This window comes from Paenibacillus ferrarius (assembly GCF_002027705.1).
In the GTDB taxonomy this organism is placed as follows: domain Bacteria; phylum Bacillota; class Bacilli; order Paenibacillales; family NBRC-103111; genus Paenibacillus_E; species Paenibacillus_E ferrarius.
Genome location: NZ_MBTG01000042.1, coordinates 1 through 18,482 on the forward strand (window position 1 = coordinate 1; position 18,482 = coordinate 18,482).

Here is an 18,482-nt window from a genome sequence, read left to right on the forward strand (position 1 = left end):
CCTCGCGGCTTCGCTTCCCGTTGTACCGACCATTGTAGTACGTGTGTAGCCCAGGTCATAAGGGGCATGATGATTTGACGTCATCCCCACCTTCCTCCGGTTTGTCACCGGCAGTCATCTTAGAGTGCCCACCCGAAGTGCTGGCAACTAAGATCAAGGGTTGCGCTCGTTGCGGGACTTAACCCAACATCTCACGACACGAGCTGACGACAACCATGCACCACCTGTCTCCAATGCTCCGAAGAGGGCGCCTATCTCTAGGCGTTACATTGGGATGTCAAGACCTGGTAAGGTTCTTCGCGTTGCTTCGAATTAAACCACATACTCCACTGCTTGTGCGGGTCCCCGTCAATTCCTTTGAGTTTCACTCTTGCGAGCGTACTCCCCAGGCGGCATACTTACTGTGTTAACTTCGGCACCGAGAAATCGAATCCCCGACACCTAGTATGCATCGTTTACGGCGTGGACTACCAGGGTATCTAATCCTGTTTGCTCCCCACGCTTTCGCGCCTCAGCGTCAGTTATAGGCCAGAAAGTCGCCTTCGCCACTGGTGTTCCTCCACATCTCTACGCATTTCACCGCTACACGTGGAATTCCACTTTCCTCTCCTACACTCAAGTCAACCAGTTTTGGATGCGAACCGGGGTTGAGCCCCGGGCTTAAACACCCAACTTAATTAACCGCCTGCGCGCGCTTTACGCCCAATAATTCCGGACAACGCTTGCCCCCTACGTATTACCGCGGCTGCTGGCACGTAGTTAGCCGGGGCTTTCTTCTCCTATACCGTCACACACAAGGCAGTTACTCCTCATGCTGTTCGTCTAGGGCAACAGAGCTTTACGATCCGAAAACCTTCATCACTCACGCGGCGTTGCTCCGTCAGACTTGCGTCCATTGCGGAAGATTCCCTACTGCTGCCTCCCGTAGGAGTCTGGGCCGTGTCTCAGTCCCAGTGTGGCCGTTCACCCTCTCAGGTCGGCTACGCATCGTCGCCTTGGTGAGCCGTTACCCCACCAACTAGCTAATGCGCCGCAGGCCCATCTANCAGCCACAGATTGCTCCGTGTTTCATAATTCTCTCATGCGAGAAAACCAGTTATCCGGTCTTAGCTATCGTTTCCGATAGTTATCCCGATCTGATAGGCAGGTTACCTACGTGTTACTCACCCGTCCGCCGCTAAGCATTCCCCGAAGGAAATACTCCGCTCGACTTGCATGTATTAGGCACGCCGCCAGCGTTCGTCCTGAGCCAGGATCAAACTCTCCATAGTAGCGGACGATTGCTCGTCCGTATATCTGAAAGCTGAAATGCTCAATTGACTTGCTAGCGAGATTTTACAATCTCTTTTTTTGAACGATTGCTCGTTCGTGCTTACTCACTCGTTGTTCAGTTTTCAAAGATCAATGTCTCTTGTTCAACCCGCTCTCTTTCGAAAGCCGGAAGATCAATATACCACACTAATTATTCGAATGCAACTTGTTTTTCTTAAGCTGCTTCTTTATCCCCGCATGTCTCAGCGGCAACTTTTATAAGATACCACAGATAGGTTAAGAGAGTCAACAACGAATTCACACGTTTTTAATTCCACTAGAGCAAAGTCAATTTTAGTCCAGCAAGCAGCAATACCCCTGGTATGCCAAGAACCGTAACCGTTCCTAAGGTTGCTGTATTAATGGGAATTTCAAACTGTGTATAAGCACTAAGTAAATTAAGCGCATATAAGAGGAACGCAGCCACTACAATGTTCAAACCAAGAGCTGACAGAGCCCTGCCTACGCTGCGATTGCGAAATACAACCAACACCAGCATCAATGATGAGAAAAGAAGCAACCCCCACACCACATATTTGAGATACACGTTCTACACCTCCATTAAGCGATCACTGTCGATCAGACTGACGCCTAGCTTTTTGGCTTGCCTAATAAGCATTTCAAATCTTTTCTCAGCAGCTTCCATCGCATAGATGGCATAGTCGATCTGATCCTTGTCCAAGGCAAATTCAAAGTGAGCTTGTGCGGCAACCCATGTCTGATGAGCATCCCGGATTTCTTGAATCAGCATCTGCTTGTCCTTTATTTGTTCTTCTCTTGCCTGCTTCGCCTGAGGACTTTTTAAACCATACTTCCCTAATAAGGCTGGTCTCATCTGCATTACCTCCATTCCTCCCATAAGCGGGGTGATCTATCCTTATCCATATGGAGGGAATGGAGCCTTTAGAACCATGCAATGTTCGTTTATGGCATAAAAAAAAGAGAGCTCGGCAGCTCCCTCTTCTCGTACAGTTGACTTGCTTATATTTCTCGGCGGCCTTCCATGGCTTTGGTCAGCGTCACTTCATCCGCATATTCCAAATCTCCGCCTACAGGTAATCCATGCGCAATACGCGTCACTTTAAGTCCGAAAGGCTTGATCAACCTGGACAAATACATGGCCGTCGCTTCGCCTTCAATATTAGGATTCGTAGCCAAAATCAATTCTTGCACCGTTTCATCACCCAATCGCTTGAGCAATTCGGCGATATGAATCTGATCCGGTCCGATTCCCTCCATTGGCGAGATTGCCCCATGAAGCACGTGATAGTATCCTTCGAATTCTTTGGTCCGTTCCAATGCGACCAAGTCCTTAGGCTCCTGCACCACACAAATGACCGATCCATCCCTGCTTTTGTCTTGACAGATGCGGCATGGATCAACGTCAGTGATGTTGCAGCAGACTGAACAATAGTGAAGGTTCCTTTTGACATTGACGAGGGCCTTCGCGAAATCAATCACGTCTTCTTCTTTCATACGAAGAACATGAAACGCAAGGCGCCCCGCAGTCTTAGGGCCAACTCCCGGCAGGCGGGAGAAAGCATCAATTAACTTGGATATCGGTTCGGGGTAATACAAAGGAGTTCTCCTTCATTGATCAGAATCGTTGCTCTTGATGTCTTAGAACAAGCCAGGGATGTTCATGCCGCCTGTAAATTTGCCCATATCTTTGTTTGCGATCTCTTCGGCTTTGGTCATTGCGTCGTTTACAGCTGTAAGAACTAGATCTTGCAGCATTTCAACATCTTCCGGGTCTACTGCCTCTGGCTTGATGATAATACTTTGAACTTTCTTGTGACCGTTGATCATCACCGTGACGACACCGCCGCCAGCTGTACCTTCGATCATTTTTGTGCCTAGCTCTTCTTGTGCTTTCATCATTTGTTCTTGCATTTTCTTCACTTGCTTCATCATTTGGTTCATGTTATTCATCGCAGGTAGCTCCCTTATATTTAGTCTTCTTTAATCGTCACTAGATTCTCGCCGAACAACTGGATTGCTTCGGAAATCCATTCTTCCTTCACTGGTGCGCCATTCACATCTTGCGATTCCAACTCCATCACTTCCGGAGCTGAGCTGATGGCTTCATTTCGCGCATCGTCCCACTCTTTGCGCATGATGGTGAGCAAGCGCATCGGCTTGCCGAATACGGCAGCGAGGACCTGCTCAATGATGACTTTGTTTTCGGGTTTCTCGGTCGTGTTGCGGTGCATGTCATTTTTGAAAGCAACCAAAACGACATCATCCAGCATGGATACGAGATCCCCATTTACGAACCAAGCATGAACCGTAATTTTCTTTTCTTTGACATCACCTAACACTTGGCTCCACTTCATCAAAGCAGACTTAGTCTCCGTGCCCTCCGCAGCTTTCAAGTAGCCATCCAGCTTGATGCCGGATTTCTTCGATGGCGCTGAGGCCACTGGCACTTTGGCCGAGGCCGCCGGTTTCGCTTGTGCATCCGCAGAGGCACCCGCTACTCCCGATTTTACCAGTCCAGCTACCTGATCTTCAAGTTGTTGCAGCTTTTTGGTCATTTGCACCAAAAGATCACCTTGCGGCGCGCGACTTCCAACTTCCGATAGACCTGCTGATGAGCCGCTTTCGGCTCCGCTATGACCGCCGCACATTTTCATAATTGAAATTTCAAGCAGGGTCTGCGGCTGTACCGAGTACTTCATTTCGCTTTGATAGTGATTAAGCGTCTCGATCATGGCCATCATTTCGCCGGCTGAGAAGTGACTGGCAATTTCACGCAGCTCGCCCATATCAAACACGCGTTCCGTAATTACGGGCGAATTCGGCACCATGCGAACCATCAGCAAATCGCGGAAGTAATTAATCAAATTTTCAATACATTTGTCAGCACTTTTGCCTTCTTGCATGAAAGTATCGATAAGCTCCAGCGCGGCGCCAAGGTTCTTCTCTTTGATGAAAAGCACGAGTTTCTTGAATTGATCCGAAGCAACACCGCCAGTAATGGACAGAATATCCGCGAGCTGCACTTCGCCTGTGGCAAATGAGGTCGCTTGGTCCAATAGGCTGAGGGCATCCCGCATCCCACCATCGGATAATCTCGCGATATAGTGGAGAGCTTCTTCGTTAATGGCTATCTGCTCTTGCTCACAAATATACTTGAGCCGCATCACTTGATCATCCATCGAAACACGGCGAAAGTCAAAACGCTGACACCGCGAAATGATTGTAGCGGGAATCTTATGCGGTTCCGTAGTCGCCAAGATGAACATAACATGAGCCGGAGGCTCTTCCAACGTCTTGAGCAGGGCATTAAACGCTTCGGTCGTGAGCATGTGTACTTCATCTATGATATAGACCTTTTGTCTAACTTCTGTAGGGGCATACTTCACTTTATCCCGAATATCCCTGATTTCTTCCACACCGCGATTCGAGGCCGCATCGATTTCGACAACGTCCATCACGGCGCCTTCGGTGATTCTTTCACAGGCCGAGCAGGCATTGCACGGTTCTTCGGCAGGTCCATGCAAGCAGTTCACTGCTTTGGCCAAAATTTTGGCTGTACTGGTTTTCCCTGTTCCCCGGGGACCATTAAACAAATAAGCGTGGGTAAGACGATTCTCTCGCAAAGAATTCTGCAGCGTCTGCGTGATATGCTTCTGACCGACAACATCACGAAACGTCTGAGACCTCCACGTTCGATACAGAGCAATATGTGCCATAGTGTTCCTCTCCAATATCCCTGTATGGAATGACTGAATCCATTATACTATAACCCACCTAGGGATGAAATAGAGGATCAAGCATAGGGGATGGATATCGTGAACGTCGTCCCGAAACCTTTGGAGGATACCCGGATCGTCCCGCCCATATCGTGAATAATTCGTTGGCAGACCGAAAGGCCTAACCCTGTACCGGTATCCTTGGTCGTGAAGAACGGATCGAAGATTTTATCAATAACGAACATCGGGATGCCTGAGCCTGTGTCATGGATATCAATACAGACGTTCCGGTCCACTATGTCTACCTTCTCCGAAATCGTTAACATCCCTCCATCCGACATGGCTTCTATCCCATTTTTACAAATGTTCAAGAATACTTGCTTAAGAAGCTCTCGATCAGCAATCACTTCAGGCAGGTGGGAGGATGCTTCATATTGGAGATGAACGCTGTAGAGAATAGCTTCATTATTGATGATCGGCAAAATCCCTCGGAGTACTTCCGTCACATCTATGCGCTCATAAGAGACATGTTTCGGCTTGCTGAGCAGCAGGAATTCGTTAACAAGCTCATTGATTCGATTGATTTCTTCCAACATAACTTCGGTATAGCTCTGCTCTTTATTCATCCCTTGCAGTTCGAATGTGCGGCGCAGCACTTGCAGGAATCCCTTGATGGACGTCAGTGGATTGCGAATCTCGTGTGCCGTGCCGGCAGCAATTTGTCCGATCATAGCCAATCTGTCGCTTCTTTGCACCATTTCTTCCAATGACCGCATATTGGTGACATCTTTGAAAATAACATAAGCACCGACAATGTTGCCTTGACTGTCTTTCAATACGTTGGAATCCAGCAATAGTTCAAAACGCTCCATATTATTCGTCCAGGAGACCGCATGGTTGCGCACCACAGCGCCGTGGAGAACCGTTCTTTGCACAAGCTTGTGCTGGCTCGGCACGGTTGCAAAAATCTCATCCAGCGATTTATTCAAGATATGCTCACGATCCATACCTAGAATCTGTGTTGCCCGATCACTGACATCTGCCAGAGTAAAATCCATACTAATCAACAAAACGCCTAAATTGATATCCTTCAAAAACGCGTCCGAAAAACGCTGCAGCAAATTTAACTGGGGCCCCTCCTCACGATCGCGCATCGTCAGCAGATACATCACCTTCGGGCCATATTTAAGCTTCGCTATTGAAAATTGATAAAAGTAAGTCTCTCCGCATTTGCTGAGAAGAATACCGTGGGGCCATTCCATCAAGCTCATCTCGCTGCTAAAATAAAATTCATATAACTCACGCAAAGTAGCCCTCACTTTGAAAAGTTGAGGGAACGTGGTTTGGGTTATCTCTTCTGCTGAATAGCCGGAGTTTTTCAAAATTTGATCGGTTGCTAACGTAATGTTCTCATCCTCATCAACAATGAGCATACCTACATGCACATTCAGGTTGAAAATCTTGCGCATTTCTTCGATGGAAACCGAGTAATCTTGAGGATCATGAATGGACATATCAGCAGCTCCTTCACTTTCTCTATTCAAATGGCAGCAAGGTATCCCGTTTACATGAACAATCCGATGGTATATAAATTCTCTGCAAAGCAATTTTTTTCCTTCTAAGACCAAAAGAAAAACGCCCTGTTCAAGGGCGTTTGATGGTTCATTCATGAAGTTAGGTATAAAACCGTGCACCTGTTATTGATAAAGGGATACAAGCGTACTCTTATCGTTAGCTCAAATTAGGCAACCCTTCGGCACATGAAACATCTCACTTACGGCTGCTTCCTTCCAGACCTGACCGGGTTCATGAGCATCCATTGCGAAGGACCCGACTCTCAACACCACGTGTAAAAGCCAGACCTCACATCACAGTACCGCTAACAGGAATTCAACCTCGCTACAGCGGATTGCGAGTTACAGGGCACCGCTACCTCCCCATCTAGCACGGTAAAAATAGTATAGCTGATTCAAATGCAAATAGCAACAGAGGGTAAAATCTGTCTTTTATCGAGTCATTTTCACTGTAACTTTGTAGCGCGGCATGTTCGTATTTAGCGCCATTTGGGCCTGTGAACGAAGTTCATCCACTTGGGCAGGCGTCAAAGAAGCTTTTGGCGTAATTTTCACCTTGGCTTTGGGTCCATTAATCGAAATATTGGACTTCTCAATGCCTTGCAGTTGAGCAAGCACCGCTTTCATTAAATTGGCATCATCCTCATAGTGATGATAGGTCGGATTCAGCGGATCATTGGGATTGACGCTCGTTATCCCCAGCATGCCGTCCTGCTTGTAATGCTGCGCTTTATACTGTGCATCGTCCGTCTGCGGGGGATTCTTGTTGCCCGAGCTAATCCCGCAGCCAGCTAAGCTCATCATGAGCAGGATCGCTCCCGCAAACCTAAGCATATCCCTAAACATAAAAACACCTCCCATTGGATTCTAAGCCTAAGCTTAGGATGACCAAGGGAGGTTGTCTTATGCTGATTGGCAGCAAAGCAATTGATGCCAATTAGATTCCGTATTTCTTTTTGAACTTGTCGACACGGCCGCCTACATCGATAAACTTTTGTTTACCAGTGTAGAAAGGATGGCAATTGGAGCAAATCTCAACACGCAGATTTGGCTTGATTGATCCCGTTTCGAACACATTACCACAAGCGCAAGTCACTGTGGTTGCATGATAAGTAGGATGAATACCTGCTTTCATGTTGGGTCACCTCTTTCCGCCCTGAATCATTTGCTGAAACAGAGTTAATGGACGTACCTTTGCATTTTAGCATAATCAGAGGCATTAATGCAATGAGAAAACGAAAGAAAATCCCTTCCTTATAGCACCATTGAGGCCGTCCGGTCACTCGTATAAAACTTCGGTGTATGGGAGTAAGAGCCCAAGATGACATCTGGCAATTCCTCTTGGAAAATTTCGATCATTTGCTTCATTCCCAGCAGCTCGCCTCGTGCCTTGGGAATAATCCCAAGATAGCTTTCGGGGTCAATATTCAGGTTGCGCAATTGAATCAATTTCAATCCCGTTCTTCGCACGAATTCGATCATCGCCTCGATCTCTTCTTCCCGATCGGTTACTCCTGGGAAAACGAGATAGTTAATCGAGGTGATCACCCCTTTATCCGTGGCGTAGCGAAGGGACTTCTCTACATTTTTGAGCGTATAGGCCCGCGGCTTATAATACGCGTTGTAATGGTCATCTAACGCGCTAATGGTGCTGACCCGCATAAGATCAAGTCCGGCGTCTACAATGCCGCGGATGTGATCCGTGAGTCCTGCATTGGTATTAATATTGATATAGCCCATCTTCGTTTGCTCACGCACTTGCTTGATAGCTTCAATGATAATCACAGCTTGTGTACTGGGCTCGCCTTCACAGCCCTGTCCGAAAGAAATGATACTCTCCGGTGTACGAAGATGCTCCAGCATAATCTGCGTGATCTCTTCCACCTTAGGCTTGAAGTTCATACGCGTCTGCGGGGCCACGAACCCACTCTCATCGGGTTGTTCGGAAATACAGCCGAAACAGCCTGCATTGCAGGAATAGGAGACCGGAACAGCCCCTTCCCAGCGCTGGAGGAACGTATTCGAAGCGGTCAGACACTCATAGCCAAGCGCACAGTTGGACAAATGTGCATATAAGCGGTTCTCCGGATACTTGGCGACCAGCCGTTTAACCTCGACCTCAAGCTCCGTCGGGTCACAGTGAATCGGATTCCAATAATACGGGTTATCCGTTAAACGAGCGGCGACATAGAAGCCATCTTCTTTCCACACGACTGCCGTATAGCCGAACAAGGGCAGTGCCTTGGTTTTGTCTGATTTGACATAACCCGGAAGCAGCAGCCGAGTAAAGCCTTGCGGAAGCAAAGCCCCAACCGCATGATAATCGCCTTCAACCAGCTTCATATCGCCAGTCGCCGCGTCGATACCGACCGGACGCGTAAAAGGAAGGCTGACGAGCGTCGAACCCTCTGGAAGAGGAATCAACTCGTCATCTAAGATTTCAGTGATCATTTCTGCGTTTCGGCCAAGCGCCAAGAAGTCGGGATGGTCGAAGACGTTTCCTTGTGAGTCGGAATAAACTAAATTCATAACAGGTACTCCTCTTTGTGCGTCAAGGATAAACGACTTAAGTCGTCCGGGAAGGACGACTGCGTTTGTCAAAGTTGATGCAAGTTGTGTGGCAGAGCCATATAGATTCTGTCAGATAGGTATGTTGTGAAAGCTTAGGATGCAGAGTTCTTTACTTTACTTTTGTTATTCGTCGTGTTGCCGGCTGAAGGGGATGCCAGGGAATCCAAGAATTCCTGATTCGTTTTCGTGTCGGCGAGCTTTTTGATGAATTGCTCTGTATATTCATGCGAATCGTTCATGCCTTTGCGAAGCGCCCATACCTTCTCGAGCTCGTCCTTGCCGAGCAGCGCCTCTTCGCGACGCGTACCGGATCTGCGAATGTCGATCGCAGGGAAAATGCGGCGCTCAGCCATTTTACGATCCAAATGAAGCTCCAGATTCCCTGTACCCTTGAACTCCTCGTAGATCACATCATCCATACGGGAGCCTGTTTCTACAAGCGCCGTAGCGAGGATAGTTAAGCTGCCGCCCTCTTCAATGTTACGGGCTGCACCGAAGAAACGCTTCGGACGATGGAACGCTGCTGGATCAATACCCCCAGATAAGGTCCGGCCAGTCGGCGGAACCACGAGGTTGTAAGCCCTCGCCAGACGAGTAATGCTGTCCAGCAGAATGACAACATCTTTCTTATGTTCAACTAAACGCATAGCGCGTTCCATTACGAGTTCAGCCACCTTGATATGATTCTCCGGAAGCTCGTCGAAGGTAGAAGCAACAACTTCCCCTTTGACAGAACGCTGCATATCCGTAACTTCCTCCGGACGCTCATCAATGAGCAGAACGAACAGTTCGATTTCGGGATAATTCGTGGAAATGCTGTTCGCGATTTCTTTCAACAGCAACGTTTTCCCAGCTTTGGGCGGAGCCACAATCAAGCCGCGTTGACCTAGTCCAACAGGGGCAAGCAAGTCCATAATACGCATGGAAATCTTATTAGGCTCAGTTTCGAGTGTGATTCGTGTGTCTGGATAAAGAGGTGTCAATGCTGGGAAATGAAGTCGCTCCGCAGCTGTCTCCGGTTTCTCGCCATTCACCGCTTCGACCTGAAGAAGTCCGAAATAACGCTCATTCTCTTTAGGAGGACGGCATTTTCCAGAAACGATATCCCCGGAACGCAAATCAAATTTGCGGATTTGGGATGCCGAGATATAAATATCCTCAGAGCTTGGAAGGTAATTAATTGGACGCAAGAAGCCGAAGCCCTCTTGAAGGATTTCAAGGACACCTTGCATGAACATTAGACCACTTTCAGCAGCTTGTGCACGTAAAATTGCAAAAATGAGTTCTTTTTTCTTCAGCGTACCGTAATATGGGATCTGATGTTTCTTAGCTAGTTTATATAATTCAGTAAGCTTGAGTACTTCAAGCTCAGCAAGCTGCATGCTCATATTTCAACCACCAAACTATTAAATTTTCAATTGGATTCTAGCATTGCCTGTTGTTTGGAACTTTATTCCTCGCTCTCGCGCCAAACCTCAGCGCCCAGTGAGGATAGATTGAAAACTAAGTTCTCATACCCGCGGTCAATAAATTCGACGCCAGACACCTCGGTAATACCACCTGTTCTAACACTCAGGCCTGCAAGCACAAGCGAGGCTCCAGCCCGTAAATCCGTAGCTCTTACTTTAGCCGAGCTAAGCTGTGAACCTTCGATAATAGCGGAACGTCCTTCTACTTTCATCTTGGCACCCATGCGCACCAGCTCAGGGATGTGCTTAAACCGGTTGCTATACACGTGATCCGTCAATATGCTCACGCCTCTAGCCTGACAGAGAAGGCTTGCCATTGGAGATTGTAGATCTGTCGCAAAGCCAGGGTAAATCAACGCTTTCACATCAACGCTTTCGTATTCAGGCTGACCCACAACACGAATGGATTCATCCATTTCGTAGATATGTACACCCATTTCCTGCAGCTTGGCCGTCAAGGCCTCCATATGTTTCGGAATCACATTATCCACGGTAACATCCCCGCGCGTTGCTGCAGCAGCAATCATGTAAGTACCGGCCTGGATGCGATCCGGAATAATCGAGTGGCGGCAGCCATGCATCTCGGTTACCCCTTCGATCCGAATGGTCTCTGTCCCAGCGCCCTTGATTCTCGCGCCCATGGAGTTCAAAAGCGTAGCAACATCTATGATTTCAGGCTCTTTCGCCGCATTTTCAATAATGGTAACACCTTTAGCTCGTGAGGCTGCCAGCATAATATTGATGGTTGCTCCAACACTTGCCATGTCTAAGTAAATCTTCGCGCCGCGGAGTTCCTTGGCCCGTATCTTTAGTGCGCCGTTCTCATTGCTAACCTCGGCTCCCAAAGCTTCGAATCCTTTAATATGCAGATCAATCGGACGAGGTTCAAAGTTACAGCCGCCTGGCAAACCAATCGTCGCCTCTCCGAATCTACCAAGCAGTGCTCCCATCAAATAATAGGAGGCTCTAAGCTTCTTCACCTTGCCATTGGGCATCGGCAGCGATTTCATCCGACTCGGATCAATGGTCATGCGATCTTCGTTCCAGTCAATAGTAGCGCCTAAATCCGTTAAAATTTCTGTATATATAGCCACATCGCTCAGATGAGGCAGATTATCCAAAGTTACTGATGTTTCCGCAAGAATGGCCGCTGGAATGAGTGCGACTGCACTATTCTTAGCTCCGCTGATTTGAACGGTTCCCCGTAGTGGACGTCCCCCGACCACCATTAATTTCTCCAACATGTTTCTCCCCCTAAATCCAGGTGCCTAACCAAAGCCAATCAAATGTCCCAAACGCCTGAAATTCCCAAACCAAATTTACCAAAAAAATAAAAAAGTGCCATGACAAATAAACTACTAATATTCTAAGAGAGAACATAAGACAAAAATAGAAGAAGGAAACGCTCGTAAGAACGCATACGTTCGACATTTATTAACCTGTCTTCCGTATGCGTCTCACTGCATTTCCTATCCTATCTATACAATTGGAATTAAGCTTGGTTGCTGCTTCCGAACAATTGAATTTTGGATTTTACGACTTCGATCATAGCATTGCGAGCTGGGGTGAGATATTTACGAGGATCATAAATTTTAGCATCTTTGTTCAGAGCTGTGCGGATGCTTTCTGTGCATGCCACTTGGTTCTCTGTGTTTACGTTGATTTTGCCAACGCCAGCTGCGATGGATTTACGAATCATTTCGTCAGGTACGCCGGATCCGCCATGCAATACAACCGGAACTGGAATCGCTTTGGAAACAGCTTCGATAATGTCAAAGTGAATGTTAGGCTCGCCTGCGTACATGCCATGTGCAGTACCTACAGCGATAGCCAGACAGTCAACACCTGTTTCTTCGTAGAAACGGATTGCTTCTTCTGGTTTTGCAAGGTTAGCGTGCTCTTCGTCTACCGAGATGTCATCCTCAACACCACCGATTGTTCCAAGCTCACCCTCAACGGATACGCCCATTGCACGAGCAGCTTTAACAACTTCTTTCGTCAAACGAATGTTTTCTTCGAAAGAATAGTGGGAACCGTCAAACATAACGGAGCTGAATCCTGCACGGATACATTTCATTGCTACTTCAAAGGAACTACCATGATCTAAGTGCAAAGCAATCGGCAAACCGGATTTTTTCGCTGCTGCTTCCGCAATAGCTACTGTAAATTCGATACCCATATATTTCAGTGCGCCTTCGCTAACACCATAAATGAACGGGGACTTAAGTTCGATTGCTGCTTCCACAATCGCTTGAGCAAATTCAAGGTTGTTCATGTTAAATTGACCCACCGCGAATTTGTTCGCTTTTGCTTTAGGTAAAAACTCATTCATTGAAACCAATGCCATGTTTCTCTTCCTCCTAGAACCTGTAGTAGTTGCGTATACCGCTCTTTGTCATACCTGAGTTATTATAGCACATAAATTTTCAAATGATAACCAAGCCCCCGATTTCACGCACAAAAAAAGACCCTATGACTAGGATCCTACGGCAAAACCGCTGCTTGATTCATTATTAAGCTGCATATTAACCGCCATTCGCAATTCATCAATATCAAATGGCTTCGTGAAATGCATGATGGCGCCCAGATCAGTTGCTTCTTTGATCATATCAAGTTCACCATAAGCTGTCATCATGATCACTTTGATCGAAGCATCGATGGCTTTCACGTGTTTCAGAATATCCAAACCGTCCATGCCAGGAATTTTCATATCCAATAGCAACAGATCAGGCGAAGAATTTTTGACGATTTCCAGAGCCAGTTTACCGTTCGAGGCTTGATAGGTGTCGTATCCTTCGTTGCTGAATACTTCCATGAGCAATACGCGAATTCCATTTTGATCATCGACAATCAATACTTTTTTCTTCATAAGCCTAATTCCCTCCCGAAAACGAATAACGATTCCCAACATCTACCGATTGTAACGTAAGGTATTCGCTATTCATTTTCGTTTTCCTTCTGAAAAAGAGGGTAAATTGAAAACTTTTACAAAAAAGTTGTTTTACAGGAGGTGTGGCGCAATTAGCCGAATTAACGGGAAATCAATTGAGCAGCTTTCACGAATTCACGGAAAAGCGGCTGCGGACGGTTCGGACGCGAAGTGAATTCCGGATGGAATTGCACCGCCAGGAACCACGGGTGACCCGGAAGCTCCACCATCTCCACCAATCGGCCATCTGGGGATGTACCGGAAATACGCAAGCCTGCGGATTCGATCATTTCGCGGTATTCATTGTTAAATTCATACCGGTGACGATGTCTCTCGTACACAAGCTCATCGTTGTAGCATTGCTCAGCAAGGGAGCCTGGAACAATTTTGCACGGGTATAGACCCAGACGCATCGTTCCGCCTAAATTCTCAATATCCTTCTGCTCCGGCAGCAAATCAATAACAGGATAAGCCGTTGTAGGGTTAATCTCGGAGCTGTTCGCACCGTCCAAACCTGAAACAGAACGTGCATATTCAATAACAGCCACCTGCATGCCCAAGCAAATACCAAAGAACGGAATTTCTTTCTCACGGGCATAACGAATAGCGGAAACTTTGCCTTCAATACCGCGATCGCCGAATCCGCCCGGTACAAGAATGCCTTGTACGCCGGAAAGCAGGGAATGTACGTTATGATCGAAAATATCTTCAGCATTTACCCAACGGATATCAATTTCGGAATCGTTATCAATGCCTGCATGGCCTAGAGCTTCCACAATACTGAGGTAAGCGTCATGCAGCGCAACGTATTTCCCAACGATAGCAATTTCTGTCTTTTTGGTTAATGATTTGACTTTGCGAACCAGACTTTCCCACTCTGTCATGTTCGGCTCGTTCGTTTTGAGCTTCAGGTGATTAACGACATAGTCGTCCATGCCTTGCTCACGAAGCATCATCGGTACTTCATACAGCGTTTCAGCATCTCTGCACTCGATAACTGCCGTTGGATCAATATCACAGAACAAAGCTAATTTGCGCTTCATGTCTTCGGTTAAAGGATGCTCGGTACGACAAACAATCACGTGCGGTTGAATGCCTAATCCGCGCAGTTCTTTGACACTATGCTGGGTTGGTTTGGTTTTCACTTCACCAGCCGCTTTAATATAAGGAATCAGCGTAACGTGAATATACATGACATTCTCGCGGCCGATATCATTTTTCATTTGACGAATTGCTTCCAAGAACGGCAAGCTCTCGATATCGCCTACCGTACCGCCAATTTCCGTAATAACAACATCGGACCCAGCTTCACGGCCAGCACGAATAACGCGATCTTTGATTTCGTTCGTAATATGAGGGATGACTTGTACCGTACCGCCCAAATATTCGCCTCTGCGCTCTTTGGTAATAACGGAAGAGTACACTTTACCGGAAGTTACATTGGAGCTTTTGGAAAGATTAATATCAATAAAACGCTCATAATGACCTAAATCCAAATCCGTTTCTGCCCCATCGTCGGTTACGAATACTTCGCCATGCTGGTAAGGACTCATGGTTCCTGGGTCAATGTTGATGTAAGGGTCGAACTTCTGAATCGTAACTTTTAGACCTCTGTTCTTAAGCAATCTTCCCAAGGAAGCTGCTGTAATTCCTTTGCCAAGGGAAGAAACTACGCCTCCCGTAACGAAAATGTATTTTGTCACTATGTACGCCTCCTTAAAGTTTTAGCCAGAAAACTGGCATCGTGAGCATAACTTGGTTTTTTGGTATAAAAAACTTGCCTCGTAAGCTTGAAGCTTACCTTACACCAGAATTTGTAAAAATGAATTTCCTTTTGTATGCAAAACGCTTACGGCGTAAGCTTTCGCTCTCGTTGTTTCAACCCTTATTTAGTGTCTACTAAATGATGGTTTTCATGAAAATATGGTGAAAAAACACCAAAAAAAACAAAAAAAGTGACACCCGTAGTGACGGGGCACTTTTTGAATGCTAGCGCAAATTGTTAAGATTCTTTTAAAGCCCATGCAATAGTTTACTCTGAACAGCTAGGGGCTGTCAAGACAAGTTATTTGTCGTCTTCATCCTCGTCGTCCAGATCGTCGTCCTCATCTTCGCCTTCGGAATCCTCGTCCAAATCGTCATCCTCGTCGCTCTCTTCGATACCCGCTTCGCCAAGATCCTCTTCGATTTCTTCGTCTTCGAAGAATTCAGTATCCTCTTCCGCTTCTTCCTCTTCGGTTTCGGTACCAAATGTATCGTACTCGTCTTCCTCTGCGTATGTATCTTCTTCTTCCGCGTAGATGTCTTCATCCAGATCGTCGTCTTCATCGTTGATGATTCTAGGACGCTTCGCGTTACCAACCGCATCATCCGATTTCTCGACAGGATACCAACGCTTCAAGCCCCATAGGTTCGTACCTACGCAAGCAAAACGTCCATCGATGTTGATCTCCGTATATAGTTGGGCAATCACTTGCATGACATTCTGCTCAGACAACCCTTTTATTTTTGCAATTTCCGCCATCAGGTCACGGTAATAAAACGGCGTATTCGCCGACTTCAGTAATTCAAACGCCAAATCCACCATGGGCATTTCGCGTGCTTGCTCTGTGGTGATTTTGAGTGTGTATTCGCTACTCATCTAAGGCACATCCCTTTCGATCGTCTTCTTCGCTTCTTCTATCTACCTTATCCAATATCTTCATTAAGTAAAACCTATTTTTTCTAAAAATGCAACTACCCCTTAGAATCCCCAAAAACTATGGACGATTCAAGCCTTCCGAGGAAAGAAAGCGATGCCCCTAAAATGAATACAAGCGAAGGTCCCCCTCCGCTTGCGACTGTATCCTAAGGAAAGCGTCTGCGAACGAGTCACAGCCGTTTCCAGTACCTGAGAAAGAGACACTCCTGCTCGCGCCTCTCTATCTATCCTATGTAAAATCTACGCATCTGACACGGCTTCGCACCCATTTATTTCAATAAAGGCGATGACACGGTCAGACGGGGTGACCTGTACATAGGATAGGGGAGATTCGATTCTAAGCTGTCATGGGGGGATGGCACGATGGATATAGCCACCTTTCTTCATTTGCTTCACGAGGAAATCGGCCTCACCAAACGTTCCGGCAAAAAACATATTATCCATTTCTCATCAGCTAGGGACTATTACGCCTGCAAAGCTGAGCTGAAACGAATGAAGTCTAAGCTCCGCAACCTCACCAAAGTTCGCCATTTAGACATCATTCACGCTTTCTCCTGCACGCTCCGTCCTGACTCCAAGCTTAGAGGCTTAACCGGTGCTCCCATCATTGAAGAAGACACGAAAATTACGGTTCATCACATGGTGAACAACAAAATCGTTACGAAACGTGCAAGCACCTTAGATGGCTCCCAAACGATTCCTTGGGGCGTCGATCAAGTTGGCGCACCTCAAGTATGGAGCAAATCGACGGGCCAGAATATTCGTATTGGCGTCATTGATACGGGCATTGACTACAACCACCCTGACTTGCGCCATTCCATTTCACGCGGTATTAATTTGTTAAACCGCAGCATGCTTCCCTTTGACGATAATGGGCATGGCACGCATATCGCCGGAACAATCGCGGCAACTGGCCGCCTTTCCGGTATTGTCGGCGTCGCTCCCCGAGCGATTATCCATCCTGTAAAAGCTTTTGATCACAGTGGAAGCGCTTATGTCTCGGACATCATTGCAGGTATTGATTGGTGTGTTCACAACGATCTCGACATCATCAACATGAGCTTCGGCATGAAGTCATACAATCGTTCTCTCGAACAAGCCGTGATGAACGCCTACTACAGAGGAAAAATCATCATCGCCTCATCAGGCAATGACGGCAAAAAGAAAACGATCGATTATCCCGCCCGCTTCCCGCAGGTTGTCTCCGTTGGCGCGACCACGCGATTAGGCCGAATTGCTCCCTTCAGCAACCGCGGGAAGCAAATCGATATTTACGCACCGGGCGAACGCGTCTATTCGTCGTGGCTGCACGGCAAATACAACGAGCTCAGCGGCACTTCGATGGCTACCGCTCATGTCAGCGGCGTTGTCGCGTTGATGCTCTCCATCAAGCCGATGTCGCCGCTGCAGATCAAGAACGCGCTGCGCCGCTGCTCGGTCGGCTTGAGCAAGCGCGAAAGCACGCGCTGGCAGCCTGGGCATTTGAACGCCCGCCGGGCGATTCGGGCTGCGCGGCAGAGCTAGGCGGGTCGGGGGCGCCGGGCCGGAGAGGCGGGGCACGTAGGCGCAGGGGCAGTGCGTGGGCCGGGGGTGAAGGGCGGACCGCGGCTTCTTTAAAACCTGCAAATGTGCAGGTTTTATCAACCAAAACCATGTAAATAAAGGTAAAACCTGCGATTATGCAGGTTTTATTCGCTTTTTTACCCAACAATCCAAAAAGCAACACAAATGCCTGCATAATCGCAGGAATTTGCTGACAACAGGCCGTTTCAAGCGCAAAAAGATGCACATTTGCAGGTTTCCAGAATTTTTCTCTTCCGCAAAGTCACTTATCCGCATAAGTTCGACAATAGGCGCATTGGAAATCATTTGTATATACGTCCCGATACATATCGCAGACAATAAAAACACCTCCAAACACTGGAAACAGGGCTAACTCCATAGCTGCTTCCCCTTCAGCTGTAATTTGGCTAACATTACCTCCTGCTCCGCGTTCATCACCGGGGAGGATATTCTTTTATTCCTCAGATTTCCCCTTTGGGGGTCCAGCTTTTGAGCACCCCTCTGGGAGCTGTGTACAAGGCCGCCAATACTAGCCTTCTTCCTTAAAACCTGCAAAAGTACAGGTTTTTTCAAACAAAATCATGTAAATAAAGGTAAAGCCTGCGATTACTCCAAGGCTTTATCCGCTTTTTCACCCTACAATCCAAAAAGCAACACAAATGCCTG

The 18,482-nt window shown here is 47.2% G+C and carries 16 protein-coding genes, 1 rRNA gene and 1 other RNA gene; 1 reads left to right on the plus strand and 17 read right to left on the minus strand.

Annotation, left to right across the window (positions count from 1 at the left end; all coding sequences use genetic code 11):
* The 17 genes from BC351_RS31745 to rpoE all read right to left on the minus strand — a co-directional run.
* Window positions 1-1,271: ribosomal RNA gene (locus BC351_RS31745) — 16S ribosomal RNA — on the minus strand; the annotation flags it as partial.
* Between the two features lie 317 nt (window positions 1,272-1,588).
* Window positions 1,589-1,858 carry a pro-sigmaK processing inhibitor BofA family protein gene (locus BC351_RS31750; RefSeq protein WP_244209244.1) on the minus strand — a complete coding sequence of 90 codons (270 nt, stop codon included), beginning with the start codon at window positions 1,856-1,858 and terminating at the stop codon, window positions 1,589-1,591.
* 3 nt (window positions 1,859-1,861) lie between these two features.
* Window positions 1,862-2,152, minus strand: coding sequence for a DUF2508 family protein (locus BC351_RS31755; protein ID WP_244209245.1), 291 nt, complete (start codon window positions 2,150-2,152; stop codon window positions 1,862-1,864).
* 140 nt (window positions 2,153-2,292) lie between these two features.
* Entirely contained in the window at window positions 2,293-2,889 is a 597-nt protein-coding gene (recR, locus tag BC351_RS31760; RefSeq protein WP_079418619.1) for a recombination mediator RecR, read from the minus strand.
* 42 nt (window positions 2,890-2,931) lie between these two features.
* On the minus strand, window positions 2,932-3,243 hold the full coding sequence (locus BC351_RS31765; protein WP_079418621.1) for a YbaB/EbfC family nucleoid-associated protein: 312 nt from the start codon (window positions 3,241-3,243) through the stop codon (window positions 2,932-2,934).
* A 20-nt stretch (window positions 3,244-3,263) separates the two neighbouring features.
* On the minus strand, window positions 3,264-5,009 hold the full coding sequence (gene dnaX / locus BC351_RS31770) for a DNA polymerase III subunit gamma/tau (RefSeq protein ID WP_079418623.1): 1,746 nt from the start codon (window positions 5,007-5,009) through the stop codon (window positions 3,264-3,266).
* Between the two features lie 77 nt (window positions 5,010-5,086).
* A complete protein-coding gene (locus tag BC351_RS31775; RefSeq protein ID WP_079418625.1) occupies window positions 5,087-6,523 on the minus strand; it encodes an ATP-binding protein in 1,437 nt (478 codons plus the stop codon).
* A 172-nt stretch (window positions 6,524-6,695) separates the two neighbouring features.
* Window positions 6,696-6,959, minus strand: an RNA gene (gene ffs, locus BC351_RS31780) — signal recognition particle sRNA large type.
* A gap of 56 nt (window positions 6,960-7,015) precedes the next feature.
* Window positions 7,016-7,429, minus strand: coding sequence for a hypothetical protein (locus BC351_RS31785; protein ID WP_079418627.1), 414 nt, complete (start codon window positions 7,427-7,429; stop codon window positions 7,016-7,018).
* A gap of 91 nt (window positions 7,430-7,520) precedes the next feature.
* Window positions 7,521-7,718 carry a 50S ribosomal protein L31 gene (gene rpmE / locus BC351_RS31790; protein ID WP_056621960.1) on the minus strand — a complete coding sequence of 66 codons (198 nt, stop codon included), beginning with the start codon at window positions 7,716-7,718 and terminating at the stop codon, window positions 7,521-7,523.
* A 119-nt stretch (window positions 7,719-7,837) separates the two neighbouring features.
* Window positions 7,838-9,112 carry a radical SAM family protein gene (locus BC351_RS31795; protein WP_079418629.1) on the minus strand — a complete coding sequence of 425 codons (1,275 nt, stop codon included), beginning with the start codon at window positions 9,110-9,112 and terminating at the stop codon, window positions 7,838-7,840.
* Between the two features lie 134 nt (window positions 9,113-9,246).
* Window positions 9,247-10,542, minus strand: coding sequence for a transcription termination factor Rho (rho, locus tag BC351_RS31800; protein WP_079418631.1), 1,296 nt, complete (start codon window positions 10,540-10,542; stop codon window positions 9,247-9,249).
* Between the two features lie 62 nt (window positions 10,543-10,604).
* Window positions 10,605-11,864 carry a UDP-N-acetylglucosamine 1-carboxyvinyltransferase gene (locus BC351_RS31805; RefSeq protein WP_079418694.1) on the minus strand — a complete coding sequence of 420 codons (1,260 nt, stop codon included), beginning with the start codon at window positions 11,862-11,864 and terminating at the stop codon, window positions 10,605-10,607.
* 251 nt (window positions 11,865-12,115) lie between these two features.
* A complete protein-coding gene (gene fba, locus BC351_RS31810; protein ID WP_079418633.1) occupies window positions 12,116-12,970 on the minus strand; it encodes a class II fructose-1,6-bisphosphate aldolase in 855 nt (284 codons plus the stop codon).
* A 129-nt stretch (window positions 12,971-13,099) separates the two neighbouring features.
* Entirely contained in the window at window positions 13,100-13,492 is a 393-nt protein-coding gene (locus BC351_RS31815) for a response regulator (RefSeq protein ID WP_079418635.1), read from the minus strand.
* A gap of 161 nt (window positions 13,493-13,653) precedes the next feature.
* Window positions 13,654-15,255 (minus strand): CTP synthase, encoded by a 1,602-nt coding sequence (locus BC351_RS31820; RefSeq protein ID WP_079418637.1) that lies wholly within the window; start codon window positions 15,253-15,255, stop codon window positions 13,654-13,656.
* 362 nt (window positions 15,256-15,617) lie between these two features.
* On the minus strand, window positions 15,618-16,193 hold the full coding sequence (gene rpoE / locus BC351_RS31825; RefSeq protein ID WP_079418639.1) for a DNA-directed RNA polymerase subunit delta: 576 nt from the start codon (window positions 16,191-16,193) through the stop codon (window positions 15,618-15,620).
* Window positions 16,194-16,616: 423 nt separating this feature from the next.
* Here rpoE and BC351_RS31830 point away from each other — a divergent pair, with 423 nt between their 5' ends.
* A complete protein-coding gene (locus BC351_RS31830; protein WP_079418641.1) occupies window positions 16,617-17,777 on the plus strand; it encodes a S8 family peptidase in 1,161 nt (386 codons plus the stop codon).
* Window positions 17,778-18,482 lie beyond the last annotated feature (705 nt).

Excerpts from the sequence above, each read along its gene's own strand:
- BC351_RS31755 (WP_244209245.1), bottom strand. The coding sequence starts at position 2,152 with ATGCAGATGAGACCAGCCTTATTAGGGAAGTATGGTTTAAAAAGTCCT.
- BC351_RS31765 (WP_079418621.1), bottom strand. The coding sequence starts at position 3,243 with ATGAATAACATGAACCAAATGATGAAGCAAGTGAAGAAAATGCAAGAA.
- dnaX (WP_079418623.1), bottom strand. The coding sequence starts at position 5,009 with ATGGCACATATTGCTCTGTATCGAACGTGGAGGTCTCAGACGTTTCGT.
- BC351_RS31775 (WP_079418625.1), bottom strand. The coding sequence starts at position 6,523 with ATGTCCATTCATGATCCTCAAGATTACTCGGTTTCCATCGAAGAAATG.
- BC351_RS31785 (WP_079418627.1), bottom strand. The coding sequence starts at position 7,429 with ATGTTTAGGGATATGCTTAGGTTTGCGGGAGCGATCCTGCTCATGATG.
- rpmE (WP_056621960.1), bottom strand. The coding sequence starts at position 7,718 with ATGAAAGCAGGTATTCATCCTACTTATCATGCAACCACAGTGACTTGC.
- BC351_RS31795 (WP_079418629.1), bottom strand. The coding sequence starts at position 9,112 with ATGAATTTAGTTTATTCCGACTCACAAGGAAACGTCTTCGACCATCCC.
- rho (WP_079418631.1), bottom strand. The coding sequence starts at position 10,542 with ATGAGCATGCAGCTTGCTGAGCTTGAAGTACTCAAGCTTACTGAATTA.
- fba (WP_079418633.1), bottom strand. The coding sequence starts at position 12,970 with ATGGCATTGGTTTCAATGAATGAGTTTTTACCTAAAGCAAAAGCGAAC.
- BC351_RS31815 (WP_079418635.1), bottom strand. The coding sequence starts at position 13,492 with ATGAAGAAAAAAGTATTGATTGTCGATGATCAAAATGGAATTCGCGTA.
- rpoE (WP_079418639.1), bottom strand. The coding sequence starts at position 16,193 with ATGAGTAGCGAATACACACTCAAAATCACCACAGAGCAAGCACGCGAA.
- BC351_RS31830 (WP_079418641.1), top strand. The coding sequence starts at position 16,617 with ATGGATATAGCCACCTTTCTTCATTTGCTTCACGAGGAAATCGGCCTC.